Source organism: Corynebacterium tuberculostearicum (assembly GCF_022347385.1).
GTDB classification, from domain to species: domain Bacteria; phylum Actinomycetota; class Actinomycetes; order Mycobacteriales; family Mycobacteriaceae; genus Corynebacterium; species Corynebacterium tuberculostearicum_M.
Window position 1 is genome coordinate 1 of sequence record NZ_JAKRDT010000014.1, and the last position, 18,407, is coordinate 18,407.

General features: G+C 59.8%; 15 protein-coding genes and 1 tRNA gene. 11 read left to right on the forward strand and 5 right to left on the reverse strand.

What is annotated here, in order from left to right:
• Positions 1-124 precede the first annotated feature (124 nt).
• Both MHK00_RS08510 and MHK00_RS08515 read right to left on the reverse strand, forming a co-directional pair.
• Positions 125-198 (reverse strand) — tRNA-Arg (locus MHK00_RS08510).
• A 39-nt stretch (positions 199-237) separates the two neighbouring features.
• On the reverse strand, positions 238-1,155 hold the full coding sequence (locus MHK00_RS08515; protein ID WP_250411340.1) for a LysR family transcriptional regulator: 918 nt from the start codon (positions 1,153-1,155) through the stop codon (positions 238-240).
• A 66-nt stretch (positions 1,156-1,221) separates the two neighbouring features.
• Here MHK00_RS08515 and MHK00_RS08520 point away from each other — a divergent pair, with 66 nt between their 5' ends.
• From MHK00_RS08520 to ald, 6 genes are all read left to right on the forward strand, one after another.
• Entirely contained in the window at positions 1,222-3,273 is a 2,052-nt protein-coding gene (locus MHK00_RS08520) for a bifunctional copper resistance protein CopD/cytochrome c oxidase assembly protein (protein WP_005323999.1), read from the forward strand.
• Positions 3,274-3,455: 182 nt separating this feature from the next.
• The gene (locus MHK00_RS08525; RefSeq protein ID WP_250411343.1) at positions 3,456-4,100 is read left to right on the forward strand and encodes a single-stranded DNA-binding protein; all 645 of its coding nucleotides are present in this window, start codon (positions 3,456-3,458) and stop codon (positions 4,098-4,100) included.
• 118 nt (positions 4,101-4,218) lie between these two features.
• Positions 4,219-5,889, forward strand: coding sequence for an energy-dependent translational throttle protein EttA (gene ettA / locus MHK00_RS08530; protein ID WP_005327274.1), 1,671 nt, complete (start codon positions 4,219-4,221; stop codon positions 5,887-5,889).
• 25 nt (positions 5,890-5,914) lie between these two features.
• The gene (locus MHK00_RS08535; protein ID WP_250411345.1) at positions 5,915-6,331 is read left to right on the forward strand and encodes an acyl-CoA thioesterase; all 417 of its coding nucleotides are present in this window, start codon (positions 5,915-5,917) and stop codon (positions 6,329-6,331) included.
• Between the two features lie 42 nt (positions 6,332-6,373).
• Complete coding sequence (locus MHK00_RS08540; RefSeq protein ID WP_150851296.1) at positions 6,374-7,012, forward strand: DUF8185 domain-containing protein; 639 nt, start codon at positions 6,374-6,376, stop codon at positions 7,010-7,012.
• Between the two features lie 276 nt (positions 7,013-7,288).
• Entirely contained in the window at positions 7,289-8,380 is a 1,092-nt protein-coding gene (gene ald, locus MHK00_RS08545) for an alanine dehydrogenase (RefSeq protein WP_200435290.1), read from the forward strand.
• A gap of 109 nt (positions 8,381-8,489) precedes the next feature.
• On the opposite strand, the gene MHK00_RS08550 is transcribed toward ald, so the two are convergent.
• Together MHK00_RS08550 and MHK00_RS08555 are read right to left on the reverse strand one after the other, a co-directional pair.
• Complete coding sequence (locus MHK00_RS08550) at positions 8,490-8,873, reverse strand: globin (protein ID WP_179386901.1); 384 nt, start codon at positions 8,871-8,873, stop codon at positions 8,490-8,492.
• Complete coding sequence (locus MHK00_RS08555) at positions 8,874-9,884, reverse strand: mechanosensitive ion channel family protein (RefSeq protein WP_250411350.1); 1,011 nt, start codon at positions 9,882-9,884, stop codon at positions 8,874-8,876.
• Positions 9,885-10,028: 144 nt separating this feature from the next.
• Between MHK00_RS08555 and MHK00_RS08560 the strand changes: the two genes are divergently transcribed.
• The gene (locus MHK00_RS08560; protein WP_250411355.1) at positions 10,029-11,186 is read left to right on the forward strand and encodes a cystathionine gamma-synthase; all 1,158 of its coding nucleotides are present in this window, start codon (positions 10,029-10,031) and stop codon (positions 11,184-11,186) included.
• 35 nt (positions 11,187-11,221) lie between these two features.
• Here MHK00_RS08560 and MHK00_RS08565 read toward each other — a convergent pair whose 3' ends face one another.
• Entirely contained in the window at positions 11,222-13,090 is a 1,869-nt protein-coding gene (locus tag MHK00_RS08565) for an FAD/NAD(P)-binding protein (RefSeq protein ID WP_250411358.1), read from the reverse strand.
• Positions 13,091-13,292: 202 nt separating this feature from the next.
• Between MHK00_RS08565 and MHK00_RS08570 the strand changes: the two genes are divergently transcribed.
• The 4 genes from MHK00_RS08570 to MHK00_RS08585 are packed head-to-tail and all read left to right on the forward strand — an operon-like array spanning position 13,293 to position 18,396.
• Complete coding sequence (locus MHK00_RS08570; RefSeq protein ID WP_250411359.1) at positions 13,293-14,948, forward strand: TIGR04028 family ABC transporter substrate-binding protein; 1,656 nt, start codon at positions 13,293-13,295, stop codon at positions 14,946-14,948.
• Between the two features lie 3 nt (positions 14,949-14,951).
• On the forward strand, positions 14,952-15,965 hold the full coding sequence (locus MHK00_RS08575; RefSeq protein ID WP_005324022.1) for an ABC transporter permease: 1,014 nt from the start codon (positions 14,952-14,954) through the stop codon (positions 15,963-15,965).
• Positions 15,962-16,774 (forward strand): ABC transporter permease, encoded by an 813-nt coding sequence (locus MHK00_RS08580; protein ID WP_250411361.1) that lies wholly within the window; start codon positions 15,962-15,964, stop codon positions 16,772-16,774. The genes MHK00_RS08575 and MHK00_RS08580 overlap by 4 nt, the downstream gene beginning before the upstream one ends.
• Positions 16,774-18,396 (forward strand): dipeptide ABC transporter ATP-binding protein, encoded by a 1,623-nt coding sequence (locus MHK00_RS08585; protein WP_250411363.1) that lies wholly within the window; start codon positions 16,774-16,776, stop codon positions 18,394-18,396. The genes MHK00_RS08580 and MHK00_RS08585 overlap by 1 nt, the downstream gene beginning before the upstream one ends.
• The last annotated feature ends 11 nt before the right edge of the window (positions 18,397-18,407 follow it).

The window sequence follows — 18,407 nt, forward strand, 5'->3', positions numbered from 1 at the left end:
ACACACTCGCCGAAGAAAAGATCTATTACAACAAGAAAGACAACGAACTTGACCCCCAACAGGGCAACTGAAAACGAAAAATCTCGAGGCATCGACCGGAACGATGTCTCGAGACTTCACACGGTGCCCCCAGCAGGATTCGAACCCGCGACACATGGGGTAGAAACCCACTGCTCTAATCCACTGAGCTATGGGGGCTTACAACGCACTCATAGTAGCCCACGAGGGCGAGGAAACCTAAGCCAGGGTGCGCTGCGGCGAGCGCAGGATGTCCACCAAGTCTTGGGCAGCTGCGGTCAGCTCGCGATCCGTGCGGTAGGCCACGATGGCGTAGTAGCGCGGCAGGTCATCAGCAATGGGGCGAGTGATGATGCCGTGCGGCTGCACAGCAGGTGCGCAATTGGGCACGATGCTGACGCCGAGGCCACTGGAGACCATAGGAATCGCGCTATTGAGGCTGGCGACCTCCTGGGTCTTTTCCGGCTTGAGGCCCGGGCGGCTATTCCACAGGTCGTGGTAGAACTCGGCCAGTTCGGGAAGTTCGCGGCTGCGCGGTGGGACTAGCCAAGTTTCCTTCTTCAGGTCAGCGAGGGAGACGGGGGATTCCAATTCGGCGAGGTGCTGGGGAAGGGCGACGGAGTAATCGAACGTGGCCACCTGGTGGACGGTGAGCTCGGGGGAGTAGCGGCGAATGAAGGCCTTCGGATCGGACGTCGGCAAGAGCGCTAGGTCCACCTGGCCATCCAGCAGGTGCTTGATAGCGGTAGCCGGCTCGGCGTCATCCAACGAGATATTGGCGGTGGGGTAAATCCGCTTGAGCTCAGCCAGGGCGGCAGGGGTAAATTCCCAGTTCAAGATGGCGCCGGAGGCGAGGGATACGGTGCTGGCCTTGTCGCCGGTGATTTCGCTGATATGGCGCTGGGTTTCGCTGAGCAGCGCATCAACCTTGACGGCCGTTTCGTAGACATAATCGCCAGCGTCAGTGGTGGAGACACCGGAGCGACCGCGCGAAAGCAGCTGGGCGTTCAGCTCTTTTTCTAGCTTCCGGATAGAAAGGCTCAGAGATGGCTGGGTCATATCGAGGGATTCGGCAGCGTGCGTGAAGGAGCCATTGTCTACAACGGCGCGAAAATAAAGAAGTTGACGGGTGTCCATAAGCTCCATAATGGCACATGTAAAGACAAAATGTGTGTTAGGTGAGAAACTAGGTCGCGCTATACAATGCGCACTATGGCAAATGAGCAGGTTAATAGTGTGAACGCGGCGGGTAAGAAGCCCCGCCCTTCCTGGGGAATTTATATCGCAGCGATGCTTATTGCCGGCCTGATTGCCGGTTTTATTTCGCTGTTCCTTTTAGCCGATTCCCTGGCGGCCCTGGGCATCCCGGATCCCGGCCGCATAACCACCTTTGGACTGCCACTCTTTCGTGGCATGGCGTGGGTTCTCATGGCTTTGTCCGTGGGCTCCTTCTTGGCCTCGTCCTTCCTCATCGCTCCGCGCGGGGACAATGCCACGCTTATCGATGCCCCCTTGTCCGTCGACGGCCACATCGCCGCGCGCACCGGTACGTGGGCTTCCTTTGGTGTGGCGGCCGTGGGTCTCGTGGAAATTCCGCTCATTATGTCCGACCTCACCGGCGCGCCCTTTTCCCAGGTATTCACTCCTTCCATCATGAAAATGGCGCTGACGGAAATTTCCACCACCATTGTGTGGGCAATCTCCGTGGTCATCGCCCTAGTAGTGGGCATTCTCGGTCTCGTGGGCCGCGGCTGGTCCATGCAGCCAGTCTTGCTTTTCTTGTCCATAATGCAGGTCGTACCAATTGGCATGGAAGGCCACTCCGCGGCGGGCGGCGACCATGATTACGGCACCAATTCGCTCCTGTGGCACTTGGTCTTTGTCATGCTCTGGGTAGGTGGGCTTATGGCGCTAATCGCCCACGGTCGGCGCCTCGGCCCCAACCTCGCCTTCGCGGTGAAGCGCTACTCCGGTATCGCCTTTATGGCCATTGTGGTGCTCGCTGTTTCGGGCTTGATTAACACGCTTATCCGCATGAATATCTCCGATCTGGTGGATTCCGCGTACGGAATAATTCTGATTACCAAGTTCGTGCTGACGATTTTGCTGGGCATTTTCGGCCTCGCACACCGTGAACTCACCATCCCGCAGCTGGGCAAAAATCCGCGCCTTTTTCTTCGCATTGCCATTGTGGAAGTAGCAGTCATGGCCGGCACCATTGGCGTGGCCATCACGCTGGGCCGCACCGTGCCCCCGGCGCCGCGCGATCCTAACCTCAACTCGATGCAGATCCTGATGGGCTATGAGCTCTTTGAAAAGCCCACGGTGCTCAACGTGTGGACCATGTTCCGTTTTGACATCATGTTCGGCACCATTGGCCTGCTTTTGGCTGCGGCCTATGGCTACTGCGTCTACCGCGTGCACAAGCGCGGCCTGACCTGGAGCAAGGGGCGCACCGCCTGGTTTATGTGCGGTGCGCTAGGTCTGACTCTTGTCATGTCTACCGGCCTAGGCCTTTACATGCCCGCGATGTATTCCATGCACATGTTGGTGCACATGATTTTGTCCATGGCGGTACCGCTCTTGCTCGTCCTGGGAGCGCCTCTGACCCTGCTCATGGAAGCCTTTGAAGCGGGGCCGAAGGGAAAGCCCAGCCTGCACGACTATGCGCTGGCGGCCACCCAGTCCAAGATCGTCGCGTTTATTACCAATCCGTTTGTCAACCTCGTGCAGTACCTATTTTTCCTCTATGTGCTGTACTTGTTCCCGGGCCTGTATCAATTTGCTATCTCGGAACACGCAGGTCACCTCATTATGAACTTCACGTTCATTATCTCCGGCTGCTTCTACTTCTGGGAAATCATCGGGCCGGATCCACTTCCCAAGCGCCACTCCACCCCGTTCCGATTGGCTGTGCTGTTCCTTTCCATGCCTTTCCACCTCTTCGCCGGCGTGTACCTGATGCAGCTGCAAAGTGTGCTGGGCGCAGACTTCTACCAGTATTTGGAGCTGCCCTGGAATCAGGATCTGCTCCAAGACCAACGCGTGGGCGGCGGCATCGCGTGGGGCTTTGGTCAGTTCCCGCTGGTTATCGTCTTTGGCAAACTTTTCCTGGATTGGCTCAGCGATGATCGTGCTACCGCCCGCCGCCACGATATGCAGGCGGATGCTGACGATGATGCCGAACTGGAACGCTATAACGCGATGCTGCAGGATATGGGCCACGGTGATGAATCGAGCTTCCGCGGGCGCTAGCCTGTGGATAACCGGCCCAAAATCGCCCCCAAACCCGAGTTTTGTTGACGGGTACAACAAGTTATTCACAGGGTAGGGGTTGCCGGCATGGTGCAGCTTGCACGCCGGCATCAGGATGTGGAAGCGAGCGAGGAAAACCGAACTCGCCTATTCAACTATCCAGCAAAGGATTTTCTAGCACCATGTCCCAATACCCAATTACCTTGACCGGTCGCCTTACTCGCGATCCCATCCTGACCAAGACCTCAACTGGGGCCTATAAGGCTAAGCTGCGCGTCGCCTCTTCCCGCCGAATTCCGGACCGTCAGGTCGACGCCGGCGCCAATGATCCGGAAGGCAACAACCCCAAGGCCCCGCAGTGGCGCGATGTGGACCACCTCTACATCGACGTCGAAATGTGGAATCAATTCGCCATCAATGTGCGCAAATCCCTAGCTAAGGGCATGCCGCTGGTCATCGTGGGCTCCTTAGTTACCGAACAATGGCGCGATGACCAGGGCACCGATCACTTCCGCACGTTCATTAAGGCCCAGTATGTGGGCCTGGATCTGAACCGCCACGTTATCGGTACCAAGCGGCTCGCTCCGCAGTACAACCAGGAAAATATCGCGGTCCCAGAACTGGGGGACAACGCCATCGAACCGGACGTGGACCACAGTCTGCCGCCGCAGCAGGCGGGGCAGGGAGATACCGCTGCCGATACCGCGGCGGACCGCTATCTAGCCGAGCGCGCCGCAGCCGCACGTGGTGGGGAAGAAGATTCCTTCGACGACGCCGAGGTGGAAGAGGAGTCTGCCGAGGCAGAATCCGCCCCAGTGAACGCTTAAGCGTTTCCCACCGGCTTGATCGCCTCGGGTGTACCTGACCCGAGGCACTTGGGCGGTGGTTCTGATGTAGTGTTTGTGTAGATAAATACGTCTCCCAAATTTTTGCAAAGGGGTAAAAGTGGGCGAGTTCATCTACACGATGAAAAACGTGCGCAAGGCAATTGGCGATAAAGTCATCCTTGACGATGTAACAATGGCGTTCTACCCAGGTGCCAAGATTGGTGTGGTCGGCCCTAACGGTGCCGGTAAGTCCTCCATTCTGAAGATTATGGCCGGCCTGGATCAGCCTTCCAACGGCGAGGCTTTCCTGGATCCGGGTGCCACCGTGGGCATCCTGCAGCAGGAGCCGCCGCTCAATGACGAGAAGACCGTGCGCGGCAACGTCGAAGAGGGCTTGGGCGATATCTTTGAAAAGAAGCAGCGCTTCGAGCAGATCGCCGAGGAAATGGCCACCAACTACAGCGATGAGCTCATGGAAGAGATGGGCAAGCTGCAAGAAGAGCTGGACGCCGCCGATGCTTGGGAGGTTGATTCCAAGATCGAGCAGGCCATGGAAGCTTTGCGCTGCCCGCCTTCCGACGCCCCAGTGACCAACCTTTCTGGTGGCGAGCGCCGTCGTGTAGCCCTGGCTAAGCTCCTGCTCACCGAGCCGGACCTGCTGCTGCTCGACGAGCCTACGAACCACCTGGACGCCGAGTCCGTGCAGTGGCTGGAGAAGCACCTGGCCGACTACCCGGGTGCTGTCTTGGCCGTGACCCACGACCGTTACTTCCTTGACCACGTCGCGGGCTGGATCTGTGAGGTTGATCGCGGCAAGCTCTACCCGTACGAGGGCAACTACTCCACCTACCTGGATAAGAAGCAGGAGCGCTTGGAGGTTGCTGGCAAGAAGGACGCGAAGCTGCGCAAGCGCCTGAAGGACGAGCTGGAATGGGTACGCTCCGGCTCGAAGGCCCGCCAGGCCAAGAACAAGGCTCGTCTGGAGCGCTACGAGGAGATGGCTGCTGAGGCCGAGAAGTACAAGAAGCTCGACTTCGAAGAGATCCAGATTCCTACGCCGCCGCGCTTGGGCAATAAGGTTGTGGAAGTCAAGGACCTGCAGAAGGGCTTCGATGACCGCGTCCTGATTAAGGACCTCTCCTTTACCCTGCCGCGCAACGGCATCGTGGGCGTTATCGGCCCGAACGGTGTGGGTAAGACCACCCTGTTTAAGACCATTGTTGGCCTGGAGCAGCCGGATGCCGGTTCCGTCGAGGTGGGCGATACCGTCAAGCTGTCCTACGTGGACCAGAACCGTGAGAACATCGACCCTGAGGCAACCGTCTGGGAGGTTGTCTCCGGCGGCCTGGACTACATTCACGTTGGTCAAAACGAGATGCCTTCGCGTGCCTACCTGTCCGCCTTCGGCTTCAAGGGCCCAGATCAGCAGAAGCCATCCAAGGTGCTTTCCGGTGGTGAGCGCAACCGCCTGAACTTGGCGCTGACCCTGAAGGAGGGCGGCAACCTGATCCTCCTTGACGAGCCGACCAACGACTTGGACGTGGAAACCCTCGGCTCGCTGGAAAACGCGCTGGAGAAGTTCCCGGGCTGCGCCGTGGTCATTTCCCACGACCGCTGGTTCTTGGACCGCACCTGTACCCACATCTTGGCCTGGGAGGGCAATGTGGAAGAAGGCCAGTGGTTCTGGTTCGAGGGTAACTTCGGCGATTACGAGAAGAATAAGGTCGACCGCCTCGGTGAAGAGGCAGCCCGTCCTTCCCGCGTGACCCACCGCAAGCTGACCCGCTAAGTAGCTAACGCCTTAACTGAGGAGAATGATGGCAACCCCAAGCGTGCACACGTACCGTATTCAAACCCGCTGGTCGGACTTTGATATGTACGGCCACATGATGAACGCAAACTACATCGAGCTCGCCCAGGAAGCGCGTTTGGCCTTTGCGAAGGAACATATCTATTCCAAAGGCCTCGACTTCGTTGCGTTTGTACGCCACCTGGACGTGGACTTCCTGCGCCCGATGGAGTTTAAGGACACCACTACGGTGGAGGTGGAAACTACCATTTCGCAGATTGGTACCACCTCGTTTACCACCACTCAGCAGGTGAAGAACGCCCAGGGCGAGGTCGCGGCAACCGTGGATTGCGTGCAGGTAGTCATTGACCGTCAGCAGCAGACCCCGCGTCCGTTGACGGACCAGGAAAAGGATATTCTGCACAATACCGCTGCCAACTAGCAGCGGGGCAGAGCACAGATTAGAAAGGCAGGGCCCGAAGGCATGGTCACCGAGACTCTAGAAATTGGAAGCGGTGGACCCGGCCTTCGGGCCCTTGTCACGCGCGCAGTCGGCTTGGATGCGGGCGCTTCGGTGCGACTGCGCCAACTGACTGACGACGTCGTCGATGTCTTTGTCACCACCCCCTTCGAGGTGGTTGCCTCCCGCCGCGTCCAAGGCGTCGCGTCCCGCGATGGGGCTGTGGTTTCCGCGGCCACGCTCGCCGAGCAGCTCAAAGAGCATGAATCTAGCGGCACGTTAGATTTGGGTCCTGCCCGCGATCCATCCTGGCCGGGAGCCTTGCCGCCGGCCACGGGTTACAGCGTGGTCGATACCTTGCCGGTTACCGTGGTGCGCGATCTATCCGATAAAGGCCAACAGCTCACCCGGCAATTTTCTGGCCCCATGGGCCCGCCGTCCAGCTTGTTGAATCAAACCGTTGTCACGGTGGAAGGCGATGGCACCACGGTTGAAATCCCCATGCGCATGATCTTTGCCTGCACCAACCTGGGGCTTATTCCTGGATTTTCCGCTCCGATGGATGTGCCGCGGCACCTGCGGGTGGCTCAGTTGGGTCGGTGGGTGCGACTCGACGCCCCCTTTGGCAGCATTTACCGTTCCACCCGCTTGTCCTTGTTCTAGCTTTCGCCGCGGGGGCACGTCCCTCTGGTGTTCAACAATCTCGGCGTACCACCGCCCCACAATGGGCGAGGTTGCCCGAAAAGTAGTCTGCCTTAGGGGTAGGGGGATCCTTGGGCCATGTCGCCCGAAACCTTGTGAACAGCGTGTTTAACTGGCGCGTTAGTGTAACGCTACCCCCGCAGTGTGAATTAGTCAGCAGAGCGCCACGCGTAAACGTGTCCTGCGTTACTCTTACATGGTCGATGTAATTTCCTGCACCCACAAGGAGACTATGTAATGCGTATTGCTGTGCCAAAAGAAATCATGAATAACGAGAATCGTGTGGCTCTTACCCCGAGCGGCGTACAGACCCTCGTTCAGGATGGCCATGAGGTCCTCATTGAGACTGGTGCCGGTGAAGGCGCTTCTTTCCCGGACTCCGAGTACGAGGCCGCGGGTGCCAGCATCGTTGGCACTGCGGAAGATACCTGGGCACAGGCAGAGCTGCTGCTGAAGGTGAAGGAGCCGCTCGAAGCTGAGTACCAGTACCTGCGCCCAGACCTCACCGTCTTCACGTACCTGCACCTTGCGGCGGATCGTCCGCTGACTGAGGCACTTGTCGACGCCAATACCACCGCCATCGCCTATGAGACGGTCACCGACCGCCACGGCACCCTGCCGCTTCTTACCCCGATGTCCCAGGTGGCTGGCCGCCTTGCTGCTATCGAAGGCACCCATCACCTGCTGTCCACCCAGGGCGGCCGCGGCCTGCTGGTCTCCGGTGTTCCGGGCACCCAGCCGGCGCGTGTCGTAGTTATCGGCGGTGGCCAGGTTGGTGCATCCGCTGTAGCTATGGCCCACGGCCTGCGCGCCGAGGTGACGGTACTAGACCTCGATCCGCACGTCCTGCAGCGCTTCGATGACCAGTACGCCGGAGGCGTGCGCACCCTGATCTCCGATCCAGCCACCATCGATAAGGAACTGCAGGAGGCCGACCTTGTCATCGGTGCCGTCCTTATCCCGGGTGCCGCCGCGCCGAAGCTGGTGCGTGAGGAGACTGTAAAGAAGATGAAGAAGGGCGCGGTCCTCGTGGACGTAGCCATCGACCAGGGTGGTTGCTTCGAAAACTCCAAGAAGACCTCCCACGATGACCCCACCTTCAAGGTGCATGACACCCTGTTCTACTGCGTGGCGAATATGCCGGGTGCGGTGGCCAATACCTCCACCCGCGCGTTGTCTTCTGCGACCCTGCCGTACATCCGCGCGGTAGCCAATGACAGCCTGGATGCCGCCATCAAGCGCTTCCCAGGTCTGGAAGGCGGCGTCATGACCCGCGGTGGCCGTCTGGTTTCCGAGCCTGTGCGCAAGGCCTTTGATTGGGAAGACTAGTCATCACCCGGCGTAGTCTGCGCTAGATACACCACAAGCCCGGCACCCCGCTAGAAACGGGGACCGGGCTTGAGTTATCTATTTATCTGCGCTGAAGGGGGTGGCGTGGTTACGGGGCCTTGTTAATCATCATGGCGGCCACGCGCTGCATGTGATCCCAAATCATCTCGCGGTAGGCGGGTGGGATGGTTTCCTCGTCGATGTCCGCGAGGGAGTTGCCCATAAGCTCAAGCCACCGGTCGTGCGCGGTGATATCGATGGGGTAGGGGGCGTGGCGCATGCGCAGGCGCGGGTGCCCGCGGTTTTCAGAAAATAGCTGCGGGCCGCCCCAGTATTGGGCCAAGAACCAGGTAAGGCGCTGTTCGGCGCCTTCCCAGTCATTATCGGGGTACATCGGGCCAATGACATCGTCCTCTTTGACCTGGGAATAAAAGCCGTGGACGAGGCGCTCAAAGGTCTCCATGCCGCCGATGGCCTCATAAACAGAATCCATTTACTCTTCTTCTTCCTTGCGGGGATCGGAAATACCGATGCCGTGCGGGTAGGGGGTGGTAATACCTTTAGTGTGCATGACATTGAGCACGCGAGACTGCAAGAAACGCTGCACATCCCACTGCTTTCCTGGCAGGGTCTTGGTCGAGACGCGGAAGGATACATAATCCGGCTCAAAGCCAGACATGCCGTCCACACGGGGCGTGCTGAGGATGAGCTTGCGCACCTTTTCGTCCTGTGCGGCTTCTTTCACCGCGTCCTCAATGATTTCGCCAGCAACCTCTGGGTCATTAGAAAGGCCTACCGGAACCTGGATGCGGGCAACAGAGTACTCATCGGAGTGGTTGGCCACCTGGAGAATCTCACCGTTGCGCACGTACCAGAGGGCGCCATCGATATCGCGGACCGTGGTGATGCGCAGGGAAATGGACTCGACATCGCCAAAGACGCCATTGCCCAAATCAACCACGTCACCAATGCCGTACTGGTCCTCAATGAGCATGAAGATGCCAGAAAGGAAGTCCTTCACCAGCGCCTGTGCACCAAAGCCGAGGGCAACGCCGATGACACCGGCGGAAGCGATAAGCGGTGCTACGTTAACTTCTAACTCATCCAGGATGGCGATAACGGCCCACACCCAGACGAAGATGGCGGCGGCGGAACGGGCTACGCCGGCAAGTGTCTTGATGCGGGAGGCGCGCCGGGTCTCGCGGGTTTGGCGCATGGCCTCTTCTTGTTGGCTGAGCTCGGGGCGATTGGCGCGGCCCTTGAATTTCCCGCGCAAGCGCTGCTTATCTAGCCCGGAGGACTTGATGCTATTTTCGGCCACTTTGTTGATAACTCGGTGGAGGAGCCAGTGGGCGATAATGGCCAGGATAAGGATGATAGCGATGCGAATCGGGCGCTCGATAAGCCAGCTTTGTACCTTCTCGTCATTCCAAAAATTGGACACGGACTCGATGGCCGAGTCCGTGGTGGAAGCGGCGGATGCTAAGAATTGCGTATTCATCATTCTTTCTTAGTCGAGGACAAAATGAACTGCGCCCATTGTAAGGGCAGAGGCTGAAAGTGCGATGAGTCGTGGGTGTCCGAGAGTGTGAAAATAAATACCCATCTCTCGGTTGGAAATGAACAGCTTGGTCTAGACTGTGGTGCTATGACTGAACGCAGCACGCAGAACCTCGCTCAAGGCTTTACGTCCCGTTCCATCCATGGCGGCTATCGCCCGGATCCGCACATGGGCTCTATCAACGTGCCCATCTATGCCTCAACCACGTTTGCACAAGACGGCTTGGCGCAGCTGCGCGGCGGATTCGAATACGGCCGCGTGGCCAATCCAACCGTGCGCTCGCTCGAGCGCACCCTAGCGGCACTGGAGGGTGCGGAGTATGCGCGCGTGTTTTCTTCCGGCATGGCCGCTGCCGATACCTTGATCCGCATCCTGGTGCGCCCAGGGGACCACGTCATTTTGGGCAATGACGCCTACGGTGGTTCCTACCGCTTGCTCAATGATTTCACCGAGTGGGGCGTGGAGATGTCCATCGTGAACACCAGCGATACCGCGGCGGTGGCTGTTGCGGTTCAAGAAAATACCAAGCTCATCTGGCTGGAAACGCCCACTAATCCGGCGCTAAATATCACCGATATTGCCGCGGTGGCCAAGATTAAGGGCAACGCGCAGGTGCTGGTGGACAATACTTTTGCCACGCCCTACCTGCAGAACCCGCTGGAACTCGGCGCCGACCACGTGCTGCACTCGACCACCAAGTACTTGGGCGGGCATTCCGATGTGCTGGGTGGCGCGGTAGTTACTAATGACGCCCACGTGGACGAGCGCCTGCTCTACTTCCAGGGCAATGTGGGTGCGGTGAGCTCGCCTTTCGACGCCTACTTAACCGCCCGCGGCATCAAGACGCTGTCGGTGCGCATGGACCGCCACTGCGCCAATGCGCAGAAGGTAGCAGAATTTCTGCAGAGCCGACCCGAGATCAAGCAGGTGCTCTACCCGGGACTCAAGGAACACCCGGGGCATGAATTGGCGGCACAACAGATGCGTGGCTTCGGCGGCATGATGTCCGTGCGCTTCCACAGCGCGGAGCATGCCAAGCAGATCTGCCTCAATACGCGGCTTATCTGCCTGGCAGAATCGCTGGGCGGGGTGGAATCGCTCATCGAGCACCCAAAGAATATGACGCACGTATCCGCTGAAGGGTCCGAGCTGGTGCCGCCGGAGGATCTGGTGCGCATCTCCATCGGTATCGAAGACATCGATGACCTGCTCGCGGACTTGGAGCAGGCCCTCGACGCTCTATAGGCCGCGGCACTGGGCCCATAGCGCAGGTGCGGTGCCTAGGAGCGCACCACGGCAAGGAGGGAACCGGCGGCCTTGTCGGTTTCCTGCAGCATGAGCGGGTCCGTGCCCGGCATGGGGGAAATGGTGGTGTCCGGCCACTGGGAATAGGTGGGGATGCCCACGATGTGCAGGCGTGCATCCAACTCACCGTCCGGGTGAACGGTGCGACGTGTAGCCCCATCGGTCTCTGGGGAGCCGGTGGGCTGGCCGTGATCGGGGAAGGGGCGCACGCGGGCGGAATCCACCAAGCAGCGCGTCATGGCATCGCCAGCGGTGCGGATATCGGGGCGGTGCATAAAGGCGTCGACAAGCGTGGGCGCCGAAGCCGAGCGCGGGCCTGAGGTCAAAGTGAAGTGATCGGCCTCGATGGATACGGTGGGGTGATCGCCTAAGAAGTGGGCCAGGCCGGCATCGACAAGCGCGAGCAATTGGCGCACGCGGAAGAGCGGCGGGCCGGAGCCGATCATCTGGCCAAAGGACATGACCTGGCCGTAGCGGCCGATGCGGGACTCGCGGGTGTAGCGGCCCTCTGCACCGAGGATGGAGGCCGGCTTGCGCGATTGCGAAAGCGACCACAGCGCGGCCTTGATGGGGGAGTCGTGGCCGGCGGCGGCCTCCCGAATATCGCCCTCCATGGACTGGGCAATGTGCTCGGTGAGCTCAGCGATGTCCCCGGTAAACCCAGCAATCTGGTACATGAGGTCGTTCATATCCCATGGCTCGGTGACCATGGGGGCAATGGCCGCGCCCAGCTCATCCGGGGCGGTGGCATCGATGACCTCGAGGATTTCCGCGCGCGGGCGCAGGAGGGAATCCGGGCGCACGCGCTCCAAGGTGGTGATATAGGCCTCGTAGCTATCGCGCGCGATGGCGGGCCAAACCTGGGCGTCAAAGTCGATGTCCTGGGTGCCACTGAGCTCCGCAATGACATTCTTCAGGCGGCGGCGCGGCATGGTCGGCGGCAGCTCGCCGTATTCGGACTTGGGGCGGTAGGGGTAGCCGCGGCCGGAGGAAATGATGAAGTTGGGCTCCTGGCCGCAAGGCTCATAGCGCAGGCCGGAACGCGCGGAAGGATCCTCTACGAATGTGCCACCGCGCTCGATGGTGGTCAGCGCCATGATGTCATAAAAACCCATGCCCAAACCGCGCACCAGTACGTCCTCGCCGCCCGGAATGGCGGCGTAGTCTTGCTCTACCGGATTATTAGGGGCGATCCAGTTCAAACCGGAAGCGGCCAACTGCTTTTCTTGTTCGTTGTATTCCGGAATCATCCAGCCATAGGCCAGCACCGTGGCATCGGCGCGCACCTCGGAGCCATCAGCTAGGTGGAGGACGTCTTGGTGACCGTCCTCATTGATGGTCTCCAACCGGCTGAAGTGATTCACGGTGGAAATGCTCTTGGGCAGGCGCGCAATGACCACGTCATAGACCCAGCGCAGGTACTCGCCATACAGTGCGCGCGAAGGGTTGGACTCGGGGCGGGTAGCCGCGAGCTCTTCGCGGTAGTCCTGGGCAATATGAGCGGCCGGAGGGTGTTGCTCAAAAAGCTCGCGCTTGGCGGCGGAGATATTCTCGCCATCGCCGCGCAGCAGCTGAATCCACTCGTACTGGATGGGGCCCTCGAGCACCGGGGCATCAACGGTGGAGCCGGGCTCGGTAAAGAGGGTGACCGCGCCGGCGCGAGTATTCATGCACAGCGTCTTGGTTTGATCCGTTTCCCAGATGCGGCCGGCGCCATGTTGGGCGTCATCGATGAGGTGGACAGTAATAGGGTCGCTGGAATCGTCCATGCGGGCGGAGAGGCGTTCCAAGATGGAAATGCCGCGCGGGCCCATGCCGACGATCGCGATTGCTGGAGTAGACATACCTCCTATCGTGCCACATTCAGGCCCTTTCAGGATCATCGGACCTGGCAGTAGGAATAGAATAGACTAGTTGGTCTACCGAATTCTTGTTGCGCCGCCGTTTTGGCAGGTAGTAAGGTAGACTGGCCAGTCTTGTATTTCTAGGTATGAGTGTGGTCTAATGGGCGAGTACTACTTTAGACTTAAAGGAACTCGAGCTTTTATGAAGCAACTTTCTCGGCTCCTGCGGCCCGTGGCCGCGGTCCTGGCCAGCGGCGCGCTAGCTCTCTCGCTTACCTCGTGCGCCTCTACTTCCCACGCCGCGGAAGATGGCATGGTCACCTATGTCGAGCCCAATATGTTCAACAACCTCTATCCGCCCTCCGGCGGCTATTACCCCAACGGTGGTGTGCTCAATAACATCACGGACCGCCTGCTCTGGCAGGACCCGGATACCCTCGAGCTGCACCCGTGGATTGCGGAGGAAATGCCTAAGTCGAACAAGGACAATACTGAGTTCACCTTCAAGATTCGCAAGGGCGTGACCTACTCCGATGGTTCCCGCCTGGATGCCGCGAACGTGAAGAAGAACTATGACCTTTATGCCCTAGGCGATGAGGACCGCATGCTCACTCCATCGGAGCAGCTGCCCAATTATGAAAAATCCGAGGTCATCGATGACTACACGGTGAAGTTCTACTTCAGCGAGCCTTCCCCGGGCTTCCCGCAGTCCACCTCCGTGATGAACCAGGGCCTGCTTTCTAATGCCACCTTGGATTTGGATGACACCGGCTTCGCGCCGGGCAACGCGACCGCGATTTCCGGTTCTGGTCCTTTCGTCATTGAGGAAGAAGAGCTGGGCACCAAGCTGGTGCTTAAGAAGCGCGAGGACTATGACTGGGCGCCCCCGGCCCGCAAGGACCACCAGGGCCCGGCCGATATTGAGGGCATCAATATCGTGCTCGCGGCCGAAGACTCCGTGCGCGTGGGCTCGCTTGTAGCCGGCCAGTCCGATGTCGCGCGCCAGATCGAAGCCCCTGATGAGAAGCACCTGAAGGATCAAAACCTGCAGATTTTCGCCGCCCCCACCCGTGGCGTGAATAATAGCTTCCACTTCCACTTCCGCCATCCACTCTTGGAAGACAAGCGCGTGCGCCAGGCCATCATCCACGCCATTGACCGCGATAATATCCTGGACACCCTCTTTTCTGATTCCTACCCCAAGGGCACCTCGATCCTGGCCAAGACGGCTATTGGCTATAAAGATCAGTCCGCGAACTATGCCTTTGATCCAGAAGAATCCAAGCGCCTGCTCGATGAGGCCGGTTGGCGCCCAGGAGAAGATGGCATTCGCGAAAAGGACGGCCAGCGCCTGGCCGTGACCTTCAATGAAGCCGTCCCACAGCCGCGCTCTAAAGAGATGTTCACCAAGGCCCAGGAGATGCTCAAGAACGTCGGCATTGAGGCCAACCTCAACCCGGGTGACCGCTCTGCGCAGCAAAAGGCCATGAAGGACCAAGACACCGTGCAGGTACGCCACACCATGACCGGCCGTGCCAATGTGGACACCTTGGCCACGTGGCTGGATGGCACCGGGCGCAATTCTTTCCTCAACTATGACGAGGAGACCGATAGCTTTGGCGATGAGAAATTGCAGAAGTTGGTGGAGGACTACTTCAACCTCAGCAGCGAAAAGGATCGCCTGGCCATGACTGGCCGCATGCAGGACTACCTGTCCGAACAGGCCTATATCCTGCCCATGTTTGAAGAGCCGCAGGTCTATGGTTTCCAGCCCTATATCGAGGGCTTTAGCACCGAGGCCATCGGCCGCCCATCGTTCTATGCGGTAGACATCAACCCCGCAGAAGGGGAGGACTAAACCATGAGCCTGAAAACTATTGCCCTGCGCATCGGCCAAGCCGTGCTCGTTATCTGGGCAACCTTCACCCTTTCTTTCATCCTCCTAGCAGCACTGCCTGGTGACGCCGTCGCGACCCGCTATGACAACCCCAACTTGGGGCTCAACGCCGAACAGCTGGCCGCCATCCGCGAGGTTTATGGTGCCGATGAGCCGATCTTAAGCCGCTACTTCAGCGCGCTCGGCGGATTCCTCACCGGTGATTTTGGCTTTTCCGTCGCCACCGGTACCGCCGTATCGGAGATGCTGGCAGATGCCCTTCCCTCCACGCTGGCGCTGGCGGTCTTCGCCTTCCTCGTAGGCGTGGTCCTGGCCTTCCTAGTGGCTATTGTCTCCACCTTTGGCCCATTTTCTTGGCTGCGCAGTTTCTTCCGCAGCCTGCCTTCCGTGATGGTTTCCCTGCCCACCTTCTGGATCGGCATCATTTTGATCCAGATTTTCTCCTTTGGCTTGGGCTGGGTGCCGGTCATCGGTGCGAGCGACGCTCAAAGCCTCATCTTGCCGGTAATCACCCTGGCCATCTTCGTGGCCGCGCCGCTGGCGCAGGTGCTACTGCGCTCTATCGATGAGGTAATGGATATGTCCTTCGTGCAGGTTGTGCGTGCCAAGGGTGCTAGCGGTGCCTGGTTGTTGTGGCGCAACGTCCTGCGCAACGCGCTGCTGCCGGCGCTGACCATGGCCGGCCTTACCTTTGGTGAGCTCGTCGGCGGCTCCGTGGTGACAGAAGCGGTCTTCGCCCGCCACGGTATTGGCGCGCTGACCGTGGATGCGGTGGCTAACCGCGATACCTCGGTGCTGCTGGCCATTGTGGTGCTTGCCGCTGCGGTCTTTGTCCTTATCAATCTCATTGTGGACCTGCTCTACCCAGTGCTTGACGTGCGCCTGCGCGAGCGCGAGCACGAGACTGCATCTAGCTCCGCCACCGCTGCCACCACCGCCGATACCACCGCAACGAACGAGAAGAAGGTCCAAGCATGAAGCTTAAATCCACACAGCTGAAGCTCACCCCGGGCACCATCATCTCGCTGATTGTGCTGGGGCTGGCGGTGCTCTGCGCGCTGTTCCCCCAATTATTTACCTCCCAGGACCCTAATCAGGGCGGGGACACCACGGCGCTGCTGCAACCCAGCTTCCAACACTGGTTCGGCACCGATGCCGTCGGCCGTGATCTCTACACCCTCGTGGTCTACGGCGCGCGCCAATCCCTACTCGGCGCGCTCCTGGCCGTTCTTTTCGGCCTCATCGTCGGCACCATCTTGGGCGTCATCGCCGGCGTGCGCCGCGGCTGGGTCGATGCCGTCATCATGCGCATCGTGGACGTGCTGCTGTCCATCCCCGGACTCTTGCTCTCCCTGTCCGTCATCATCGTGCTGGGTCACGGCATCTTCAATGCCGCCATCGCTGTAGGCATCACCTCCGTGGCCACCTTTGCGCGCCTGGCACGCTCCCAGGTGCTTAGCGTTGCCGGCTCCGATTTCGTCGAGGCCGCCTATGGCTCCGGCGGTTCTTCCTTCCAGGTGCTCGTGCGCCATATTCTTCCCAATTCACTCACCGCGGTCTTCGCCGTAGCAGCCCTGCAATTTGGCCTGGCCATTTTGCAGCTAGCCACCCTAGGCTTCCTGGGCTATGGCGCACCGCCCCCAACTCCGGAATGGGGTCTTCTCATCTCTGAATCGCGCGATTACATCGCCACGGCCGGCTGGTTGACCATCGCCCCGGGCATTGTGATCGTCGCCGTGGTCCTCGCGGCCAACCACCTCAGCCAGACACTGCGAAAGGCGGCCTAATGTCCCTGCTTAGCATTAGTGATCTATCCATTACCTACCGCACCGCGCACGGTGAGGTAGAAGCGGTAAGCGGCATTGAGCTCGAGGTAAACCCTGGCGAGATGACCGCCATCGTTGGCGAGTCCGGTTCCGGCAAGTCCACCTCCGCCATGGCCGCCATTGGTTTGTTGCCAGACAATGCGTCGATCGTTTCTGGCACCATTACTTTCGACGGCCGCGACGTTACCCAGTATTCCCAAAAGCAGTGGCGGGAGCTGCGCGGTCGCCGTATTGGACTTATTCCGCAGGATCCCAATAACTCGCTTAACCCGCTCAAGACCATCGGTGCCTCGGTGGAGGAAGGCATGGCCATCCACGGGCAGGGCGATAAGGCCTCCCGGAAGAAGCGTGCACTGGAGCTTTTGGAGCGCGTGGGCATTGATGATCCGCAGCGCCGCTATGACCAGTACCCGCATGAGCTATCCGGCGGCATGAAGCAGCGTGTGCTCATTGCCGCGGCCGTGGCATTGGAGCCGGAGCTCATCATCGCCGATGAGCCTACCTCCGCGCTCGATGTCACCGTGCAGAAGATCATCCTGGACCTCCTGGATGAGATGCGTGAAGAGCTCACCATGGGCGTCCTTTTCATTACCCATGATCTGGCCGTGGCGGGCGACCGCGCCAATAACATCGTGGTGATGGAAAAGGGCACCGTCCGCGAGTCGGGCGTTGCTGCCCGCGTCCTCACCGATCCCCAACACGCCTATTCCAAGCGCCTGCTTGCCGACGCCCCCTCGCTCACCGCCCCCACTTCCTCCCAGGCCGCATCTCCTGTGCGGGCCGCCGCATCCGCGCAACGCGAAACCCTGCTTGAGGTGGAAGGGCTGAGCCAACGCTTCGGGGATTTCACCGCGGTAGAAGACATCAACTTTTCCGTAGCCCGCGGCACCACCCATGCATTGGTGGGGGAATCTGGCTCCGGTAAGACCACCACCGGCCGCGCCATTTCCCTGTTGAGCACGCCCACCTCCGGCAGCATTCGCTTGGGTGGGGAGGACATCAGCTCCGCCCGTGGCAAGCGCCGTCGCGAGCTGCGCCGTTCGATCCAGATGGTTTACCAAAATCCCTTTGGCTCGCTGGATCCGCGCTTGAGCATCGGCGATACTATCGCCGAACCGGTGCGCAATTTCACCGGCGCTTCCAAGCGGGATGCGCGTGCCAAAGCACGCGAATTTCTTGATTTGGCGGCTTTGGATTCCTCCATGGCTTCCCGGCGCCCCCGCGAACTCTCCGGCGGTCAGCGTCAGCGCGTGGCCATCGCCCGCGCCATGATCATTGAGCCCGATCTCGTGGTGCTTGATGAGGCCGTGTCCGCGCTCGACGTCACCGTGCAGGCGCAGATCCTGCGCCTGCTCGACGAGCTGCAGCGCGAGCTGGAACTTACCTATATCTTCATCTCCCACGATCTGGCGGTAGTTAATCAAATTTCCGATACCGTTTCCGTGCTCTCCCACGGCACGCAAGTGGAATCCGGACCTACCGCGCAGGTTTTTGCGCATCCGGAAACCGAGTACACGCGCCAACTAATTGACGCCATCCCTGGCTCCCGCTATCGTGCCGGAGACCTAAACTTGGGGCTATAACCGCGCCCCAG

Coding starts and splice junctions, on each gene's coding strand:
- MHK00_RS08515 (WP_250411340.1), bottom strand. CDS start 1,155: ATGGACACCCGTCAACTTCTTTATTTTCGCGCCGTTGTAGACAATGGC.
- MHK00_RS08520 (WP_005323999.1), top strand. CDS start 1,222: ATGCGCACTATGGCAAATGAGCAGGTTAATAGTGTGAACGCGGCGGGT.
- MHK00_RS08525 (WP_250411343.1), top strand. CDS start 3,456: ATGTCCCAATACCCAATTACCTTGACCGGTCGCCTTACTCGCGATCCC.
- MHK00_RS08535 (WP_250411345.1), top strand. CDS start 5,915: ATGATGGCAACCCCAAGCGTGCACACGTACCGTATTCAAACCCGCTGG.
- MHK00_RS08540 (WP_150851296.1), top strand. CDS start 6,374: ATGGTCACCGAGACTCTAGAAATTGGAAGCGGTGGACCCGGCCTTCGG.
- ald (WP_200435290.1), top strand. CDS start 7,289: ATGCGTATTGCTGTGCCAAAAGAAATCATGAATAACGAGAATCGTGTG.
- MHK00_RS08550 (WP_179386901.1), bottom strand. CDS start 8,873: ATGGATTCTGTTTATGAGGCCATCGGCGGCATGGAGACCTTTGAGCGC.
- MHK00_RS08555 (WP_250411350.1), bottom strand. CDS start 9,884: ATGATGAATACGCAATTCTTAGCATCCGCCGCTTCCACCACGGACTCG.
- MHK00_RS08560 (WP_250411355.1), top strand. CDS start 10,029: ATGACTGAACGCAGCACGCAGAACCTCGCTCAAGGCTTTACGTCCCGT.
- MHK00_RS08565 (WP_250411358.1), bottom strand. CDS start 13,090: ATGTCTACTCCAGCAATCGCGATCGTCGGCATGGGCCCGCGCGGCATT.
- MHK00_RS08570 (WP_250411359.1), top strand. CDS start 13,293: ATGAAGCAACTTTCTCGGCTCCTGCGGCCCGTGGCCGCGGTCCTGGCC.
- MHK00_RS08575 (WP_005324022.1), top strand. CDS start 14,952: ATGAGCCTGAAAACTATTGCCCTGCGCATCGGCCAAGCCGTGCTCGTT.
- MHK00_RS08580 (WP_250411361.1), top strand. CDS start 15,962: ATGAAGCTTAAATCCACACAGCTGAAGCTCACCCCGGGCACCATCATC.
- MHK00_RS08585 (WP_250411363.1), top strand. CDS start 16,774: ATGTCCCTGCTTAGCATTAGTGATCTATCCATTACCTACCGCACCGCG.